This is a genomic window from Lacticaseibacillus pantheris DSM 15945 = JCM 12539 = NBRC 106106 (genome assembly GCF_001591865.1).
Lineage (GTDB): Bacteria > Bacillota > Bacilli > Lactobacillales > Lactobacillaceae > Lacticaseibacillus > Lacticaseibacillus pantheris.
Genome location: NZ_BCVS01000107.1, coordinates 1 through 7756, shown reverse-complemented (window position 1 = coordinate 7756; position 7756 = coordinate 1). Strand labels below are relative to the sequence as shown.

5 protein-coding genes are annotated in these 7756 nt (G+C 53.9%); all 5 read right to left on the bottom strand.

Annotated elements, in window-relative coordinates; translation table 11 throughout:
• Positions 1-212: 212 nt before the first annotated feature.
• The gene (locus LPA02S_RS09680; RefSeq protein ID WP_054649831.1) at positions 213-1004 is read right to left on the bottom strand and encodes an SDR family NAD(P)-dependent oxidoreductase; all 792 of its coding nucleotides are present in this window, start codon (positions 1002-1004) and stop codon (positions 213-215) included.
• The gene (gene rnz / locus LPA02S_RS09675; RefSeq protein WP_054649829.1) at positions 997-1938 is read right to left on the bottom strand and encodes a ribonuclease Z; all 942 of its coding nucleotides are present in this window, start codon (positions 1936-1938) and stop codon (positions 997-999) included. The genes LPA02S_RS09680 and rnz overlap by 8 nt, the downstream gene beginning before the upstream one ends.
• A gap of 195 nt (positions 1939-2133) precedes the next feature.
• A complete protein-coding gene (locus tag LPA02S_RS09670; RefSeq protein ID WP_056956967.1) occupies positions 2134-4122 on the bottom strand; it encodes an acyltransferase family protein in 1989 nt (662 codons plus the stop codon).
• A gap of 218 nt (positions 4123-4340) precedes the next feature.
• Positions 4341-5636: a GTPase ObgE gene (gene obgE / locus LPA02S_RS09665; protein WP_056956968.1), complete on the bottom strand. Its 1296-nt coding sequence runs from the start codon at positions 5634-5636 to the stop codon at positions 4341-4343.
• 67 nt (positions 5637-5703) lie between these two features.
• Complete coding sequence (gene uvrC / locus LPA02S_RS09660; RefSeq protein WP_056956969.1) at positions 5704-7485, bottom strand: excinuclease ABC subunit UvrC; 1782 nt, start codon at positions 7483-7485, stop codon at positions 5704-5706.
• Positions 7486-7756: the final 271 nt, after the last annotated feature.

The following is a 7756-nucleotide window of genomic DNA, read 5'->3' as shown; positions in this document are numbered from 1 at the left end:
TCACCGTGGAGCGGTCCACAAAGTCGCAGTACCCCACGGCACCCCCGGCGGCCAGAACCGCCACTCGGATCCGCCTCGCCAGTACGACCAGCCACCAGCCACCACTAGCGGCAGTCCACAACGACAAACGAAAAGGCGCGGCCGCTACCCGATGGGGTATCTAACCGCGCCTGTCACTTAAGCTCTAAATAATCGAGTAGCCCGGACCGCTACTATTTACGGTTAAAGACCGTAGCCGTCAGCCAATCACCCATCCGCGGAACCAACGGGTAAAGTACCGCACCTAACTGCATGATTGCGGGGGCATTGACCTCACGCACAGGTCTGTGGAACGCGCGTACAATCCTGTCGGCAAGCTTGTCCGCATTGAGGGTAAACGCAGCGATTGCGTCCGCGTAGTCCTGGGCGTGCGCGTGCGTAAAGAAGTCCGTCGCCACGGGACCGGGGTTCACGGTCGTAACGTTAACCCCCGTGTGCCGTAGTTCCAACCGCAGGGCGTTGCTGTAGGCAATCACAGCAGCCTTAGTAGCCGCGTACACCGCAGACTTTGGGGTTGCAATTTTACCGGCCATCGAACCGATGTTGATAATATGACCAGCACCCTGCCGCATCATTTGTGCACCGGCTAGTCGAGTCATGTAAATGAGACCCAACACATTCACCCGGAACATTCGGTTGGTGATTGCCGCATCAGTCTTCAACGCCGGCAGGAATTGACCAAAGCCGGCTGCGTTGACCAAGACGTCCACGTGACCACCAACGTCCGCTAATAACTGCGCCCAAACTGCATCAATTTGCACGGGATCCGACACGTCCAGTTGGTAAGCATACGCGGGGGTCCCCGCCAAGGCACTGGCCTCCGCCCGCGCACTCCGTAAGGCGTTCACGCGGCGAGCCAAAAAGACCACGGTAGCCCCGCGCCGGACCGACGCCATGCCGATTGCCCGACCCAAGCCACCTGAGCCACCGGTCACTACAACAACCTGTCCCCTTAAATCAGTCATGATCAATCAGCTTCCTAAACGGAATATCAATTTCATCAAGATCACTAACTACACGCGTATTACTGAAAACGGTACGGGCCTCTTTTTGCAATTCGCGGGCCGCTTTGCCCACGTACCGCGCAGAAATATGGTTTAACAACAGCTGCCCAGCATGCGCCCGGCGAGCTAGCTTAGCGGCTTCTAGATCCGTCGAATGGAAGTAGCGTCGGGCCAGCTTAGCGTCCGCCCCGTCAAAGGTGCTCTCGTGAACCACCACGTCCGCCCCGTCTGCCAATGGTAACTCGCGGTCAACCTGCCGGGTATCACCAAAAATGGTCACCGTCCGGCCGGGTTGAGCGTCGCCGATAAAGTCCTGCCCATTGAAAGTGCGCCCGTCAGACAAAGTCACAGTCTTACCGGCCTTCAACTGCGCGTACACTGGTCCTGAAGGAATGTCGGCCTCCCGCACCTTATCAATCAGCAGCTCGCCGGGATGTGGCTTCTCGTGAATGCGGTAACCAAAGCAGGTAATCCGGTGATCCAGGTAATCAGCAGTCACGCTGAACGTCGCGTCATCAAACACGGTTCCGGGTTGCACTACCTCAAAGTTAATGCCGTACGACAGGTGTGTCTGCGTCACCCGTAAGCTGGTTTTAACAAAGTCGGCGATTCCTTTCGGTCCATAAATGGTGAGCGGCTCCGTGCCACCCTGGTTGGACCGGCTGGCCAGTAAACCGGGTAACCCAAAAATATGGTCCCCGTGTAAGTGCGTAATAAAAATCTTGCTAATTTTACGTGGGCGAATTGCAGTCCGCAATATTTGGTGCTGGGTGCCCTCCCCACAATCGAATAACCAAACTTCATTGCGTTCATCCAGCAATTTGAGGGCCAGACTACTAACATTACGACTTCGCGAGGGCGAACCGGCCCCCGTACCTAAAAACTGAATCTCCATGCGTGCCATCCATTCTATTTACCAATCTACGTTGTTTCTCCGGCCTGATTGTGACCAAACAACAGCGTCACTTACAAACCTCACCGGATTATTTTAGCATACGTGGCCGTGACTCTCTACGCGCAGATTGGCGGAGGCCGGATACGTGATAACCATAAAATGGGAGCCGCCACCAAGTGACGACTCCCACAACTGTTACTTTTGATCGCGCAATTTATCCACAATAGTCTTGGCAATAAACGCCGCGTACCGCGGATTGCCATCCGGATTCGGGTGCACGTTATCGTCATAGAACCAGTCCGCATGCCCGTTCGAATAGCCGTTCCAATCGATAATGGTGAGGTTACTATACTTTTTAGCTGAATCAGCCAAAGTGGCATTCACCTGATTCTGCCACTGCCGTGTTGGTACGTGGGTGTTAATCCAAAATACTTGTCGCTTCTTACCCACTGTATGCATCAGGTCGTCAATCTGATCGGAGGTCACCGGACCGTTCGTCCCTAGACCCACAAGCACGTTGTTGGCCAGCGTACCGTCCTGCGCGTATTTCTTAACGATACCAATACCATCAGCAGCTTGCCGGCTAACCGCAGCGTCAATAAACGATTGCGGGAAAATCTGTTCTAGCAACGGCTTACCATCGGCCATCACCGAATCGCCGACACCCGTGAGGCCCACATTCGCGGCGTAAGCAAACTCATCATCAGTCAGTCCGTACTGGGCAAAGTCGTTCTTGCCCACCTTTTGGCTACTACTGGAGCTGCTACCACTGCCGGAGGACTTATCCTTCGCCTTCTGGGCACTGAGCGAAGATTTGTACGCGGCGTAGCGCTTCCTCTCCGCCGCCTTTGCTTTAGCAGACTGTGCCAGGTGCTTCTGTAGCGCCGTCTGTTGAACCTTGGCGTGCGGAGCCTGAACGACACCGGTCATCCCCACAGCGAACGTCGCCGTGAGCACCACCGTCACCGCAATCTGTGACGGCTTCAGGTGACCCCACCACGTGCTCATACGCTGTGTAACTGGTACACGCTCACTGCGTGGTTGTGCGGGTTGACCACCAGATAGCTGACGCTTAAACATCCAGTGTGCCGCGGGCTGTTCAACAAAGCGGAACGATAGCTCGGTCAATAGCACGATGATGAGCACTTCAGCAATCGGGTACGCCCACGGATGGTCCGCCACGTGCGTAAACTTTTGCTCAAAGAAAATCATCACGGGGAATTGGTACAGGTACAACCCGTAACTACGGGACCCCACCCACGAGAATACCGGGTTGGATAACCAGCGGTTCAGGTGTGCCGCTGGATGTGCCACTACCGCAACGAGAATTGTCACCAGCACCGAGAAAATGAACATACCGCCCTCATAGAGGAACGGGTCTTGGTCCTGGACCAACACCACCATGGCCAGCATGCCGACGAGGGCTAACAGGCCGACCACATCCAGCATCCTGCGGGCCGCATCCGTAATGTGCCGTGCTAAGTGGGCACTAGGCCAGATGAAGGCCAAAGCCGCACCCAGCAAGATGGCAAACACACGCGTGTCGGTTCCGTAATACAAACGGCTGGGGTCAAAATGCGCGCCACCAGCAGTAATTTTGTAGAGTACGCCCATCCAGATTGCGGACGCACCCGCGAGTCCCAACGTGATACCCGCCATTTTACCTTTGCTTAACCGAAAAATACCGAATAATAGCAACACTAGTAATGGAAAAACTAGGTAAAACTGGCCCTCAATCGACAGGGTCCACAGATGGGTAAATGGGCTCTCTCCGTCCGCAAAGCGGGCAAAGTACGACTGACCATTGGCAATCTGCCACCAATTGTACAAGTAAACTAGGTTAGTCGCGATAATCGCGTGCAGGTTATGCAACAATCCCCGCGCGAATAACGTAATGTATGCCGCCGTCCCGAATAAAACCACCAGTAGTGCTGGGTACAAGCGGCGGATACGCTTCAACCAAAAATTCTTGAAATTGAACCGGCCCGTCCGGGTGATTTCCATGACCAAGCCGTCAGTAATTAAATACCCGGAGACCACCATAAATATTGGCACACCCAGGTAACCGCCCTTGAACAACTCTGGACGCAGATGATATAAAATAACACCCAATACCCCGATAGTTCGTAAACCATCAAATCCAGTAATATAGCGACGCCTAGGCGCCTTCTTCTTCACGTCCATCGGTTAACCCCATTCACTAATATGGCAAAAAATAGTCGCACCGACTTGCAGATACGCAAACCGGCCTTGTACATATACTATAACAAACTGCCGCAAATCAGAACCCCTACTTTGCACAAAAAAATTGCGAATCAAACAAAAAAGGAGCAAGTGTCTATTTAAGCAAACCAGGCTGAGCCCGTTGCAAAAATAGACACCACTCCGCTATCAGTACATCGTTAATCTTCGTAAATAAAGGTCAAATCACCAATCGAAACCGCATCGCCCTCTTCGGCCCCAGCGTCACGCAAAGCCGCGTCCACGCCCATGTGGCGCAGTTTGCGCGCAAACCGTAGGACCCCGTCATCGTGATCCAAGTTGGCCATTGCGGCTACTCGTTCCACCCCGGCACCAACCACATGGAAACCATCATCGTCCTCTGTGACCTCAAACTGGTCTTCTGGCTCACCTTGGTACGCGTATTCCGCGTTACCGCCGCTTTCACTGGTGGTTTCCTCAAAGAACGACGGTGCTTCAGCGAGTAACTGGGCCGTCGCGTACAACAACGGCTGCAAGTTCTCATGCGTTACACTTGAAATGGACATGATGTGGTCTGCGGCTACACCCTCATCGAGCAACTGCTGCTTGAAGGTGTCAAACCGTTCCTGAGCTCCCTGCATATCCATCTTGGTTGCCACAACGATTTCCGGACGGGACAACATGTTGTCGTCGTACGTGGTGAGTTCCTTTTGAATCTGGTGGTAGTCGGTCAGCGGGTCACGACCGCTGTCGGGATCCATCTCCACCAAGTGCAAAATTACGCGCGTACGCTCCACGTGACGTAAGAACTGGATTCCCAGCCCCACGCCGTCGGACGCTCCCTCAATCAGGCCGGGTAAATCGGCCATGACAAAGTCAGTACCATTGTCGAGGCGCACCATACCCAGGTTGGGTACCAACGTGGTGAACTGGTACGCCGCAATCTTTGGTTTGGCACTAGTGACCGTCGCTAACAGCGTCGATTTGCCCACCGACGGGAAGCCAACGAGCCCAACATCAGCTAACACCCGCAACTCAAGCTGGACGTTGCGCTCCACGCCTGGTTCACCATTCTCGGCAATCTCCGGCGCGGTGTTCTTGGGGGTCACAAAGTGAATATTGCCACGGCCACCACGGCCTCCCTGCGCTACAACCAGTTCATCTCCAGGATTAACGAGGTCGCCAATCAGGGCCCCAGTATCCGCATCAGTGACGGTTGTGCCGGCGGGTACGGGTACCCGCGTGTCGTCAGCCGCACGACCATACATACCCTTGTTTTGACCATTACTACCGGCTGACGCCTTGAAAACGTGCCGGTAACGAAAATCCATCAGCGTATTCAGCCCGGTATCAACGTAAAAAATCACGCTTCCACCACGGCCACCGTCACCACCGGCCGGGCCACCAAACGGTACAAACTTTTCATGACGAAAGGCGACGACCCCATCGCCACCCTTGCCGGCCTTCACGGCCACTTTGACTTGATCTACAAACATAAAATCCTCCAGTACCTGCGTGTCGCTCTACCCCTAAGCATACAGGACACGGGGCCTTGATGCTAGGCTAGAGCGATAATTTAATTGTCTGCGCGGTGGTTTTGCTAATCCCCAGTGCTTGCAATTCGTCCACCGTCGCGCCCTTGATGTTGTTTACGGTCTTAAACTCCCGTAACAACTTACCACGCGTCTTTGGCCCCACACCCGGAATGGACTCGAGACGACTGCTCAGGCTGTTCTTGGAATGCATTTGCCGGTGGAAAGTAATGGCAAAGCGGTGCACCTCCTCCTGAATACGCTCCAGGAGGTAGAAACCCTGGCTCCGTGGGTCAAGGTTGATCGGTTCATCGGCGTCACCAAATAGTAAGGCAGCAGTCCGGTGCTTATCATTCTTCACCATTCCCGCTACCGGAATATCCAGGTTGAGTTCGTCAGCCAACACTTCTTTGGCCGCATTCATTTCGATTGCACCCCCATCCATCAAGATCAGGTCTGGCAACGGTTGGTGCTCCTTGAGTAGACGAGTATAACGCCGGCGGATAACCTCACGGGTGTTCGCGTCTTCATTAGCGCTGTGCTGCCCCTCGTCCTGCGCGAGTTTATACTTCCGGTAATTACTCTTTTCTGGTCGCCCATCGACAAACTGAACCATCGCGCTGACCGGCTCGGATCCTTGGATATGGCTATGGTCGAACGCCTCGATGACGTGGCCAGCTGGCGGCAAGTTCAGTGCCGCCATAATCTCTTCCTGGGCACCCGCAGTCTTGCGGTTATCCAGCTCCAACAAACGGAACTTCTGCTCCAAAGTCAACCGGCTGTTCTTAGCCGCCAAATCCATCAGGGCCCGCTTTTCCCCACGCTGAGGAGTGCGGACGGGCACCCCCAAAATGTCGCTCAACACCCGGTTATCCATACCCTCGGGCACTAACACTTCGCGTGGTTTAACGTTGTTCTTACGGTTGTAGAACTGCAAAATGAACGACTCAAATTCCTCACTGGCTGAATTGACAATGGGAAACAAGCGCTTTTCCCGCTTCATCAACCGCGCCTGGCGGATAAAGAAGACCTGAATGGACATCCAGCCCTTATCCCAGTAAAAGTTGAACAGGTCGCGCGTCGTACGGTCATTGGAGATAATTTTTTGCTTCTCCACGGTGGCCTCAATGTAGCGAATCTGGTCGCGGATATCCGCAGCCCGCTCAAATTCCATATCCGTGGCTGCTTGTTGCATCCGCTTAGTTAGCTGCGACTTGACCTTGGCGGTGTTACCGTTCAAAAAGCTCTTGATGCGCTTGATTTGGGCATCATACTCTTCTTTGGGCACCTCCTTGAAACACGGTCCCAGACACTGCCCCATGTGGTAATACAGGCACGGACGGCCCTGGTAGCCGTTACAGCGCCGCAAAGGGTAAACCCGCTGGATGAACTGGAGTGTCTCTTCGGCGGCATACACGTTCGGATACGGGCCAAAGTAATAAGCTCCATCCTTCTTCACGTCACCCGTAATCATGATTTTCGGATCCCGCTCGTTGGTGATTTTGATGTAAGGATAGCCAGTACCCTTTTTGAGCTTGATGTTGTAGTACGGCTGATACTTTTGAATGAGGGTAATTTCCAGTAGGAAGGCTTCCTTATCCGTGCTGGTGACGATATAGTCAAAATCCGCAATTTCTGAAACCAATTTAGCCGTCTTACCGTCATGACTGCTCTTGAAGTAGGACCGCACCCGGTTCTTGAGGTTCTTGGCCTTGCCGACGTAGATGATTTTGCCGGTGATATCCTTCATCTGGTAACTGCCTGGTAGGTCTGGCAGTAATGCTAACTTTGCCTCGATGTGTGCCGACGCCATCGTTCGACCTCCTTTAACAAAACGTTTGTTCGCTAAGAATATATTTTAGCCACCTTCAACGCTTTATGCAAGTAACGCCGGCCGGACCGGTTCTTGTCCTACGCTGTGATTGCTACGGTAGTGGTTGGCGACAGCGTTGGTCGTGTCGGTGAGCTGCGGCTTACGTGCCCTACGCCATGATTACTACGGTAGTGGTTAACGGCCGCGTTGGTCGTGTCGGTGAGCTGCTGCTTTCGTGGGGGGCTCCATGGTAATCCACTGCTAGGGCGAA

Excerpts from the sequence above, each read along its gene's own strand:
- LPA02S_RS09680 (WP_054649831.1), bottom strand. The coding sequence starts at position 1,004 with ATGACTGATTTAAGGGGACAGGTTGTTGTAGTGACCGGTGGCTCAGGT.
- rnz (WP_054649829.1), bottom strand. The coding sequence starts at position 1,938 with ATGGAGATTCAGTTTTTAGGTACGGGGGCCGGTTCGCCCTCGCGAAGT.
- LPA02S_RS09670 (WP_056956967.1), bottom strand. The coding sequence starts at position 4,122 with ATGGACGTGAAGAAGAAGGCGCCTAGGCGTCGCTATATTACTGGATTT.
- obgE (WP_056956968.1), bottom strand. The coding sequence starts at position 5,636 with ATGTTTGTAGATCAAGTCAAAGTGGCCGTGAAGGCCGGCAAGGGTGGC.
- uvrC (WP_056956969.1), bottom strand. The coding sequence starts at position 7,485 with ATGGCGTCGGCACACATCGAGGCAAAGTTAGCATTACTGCCAGACCTA.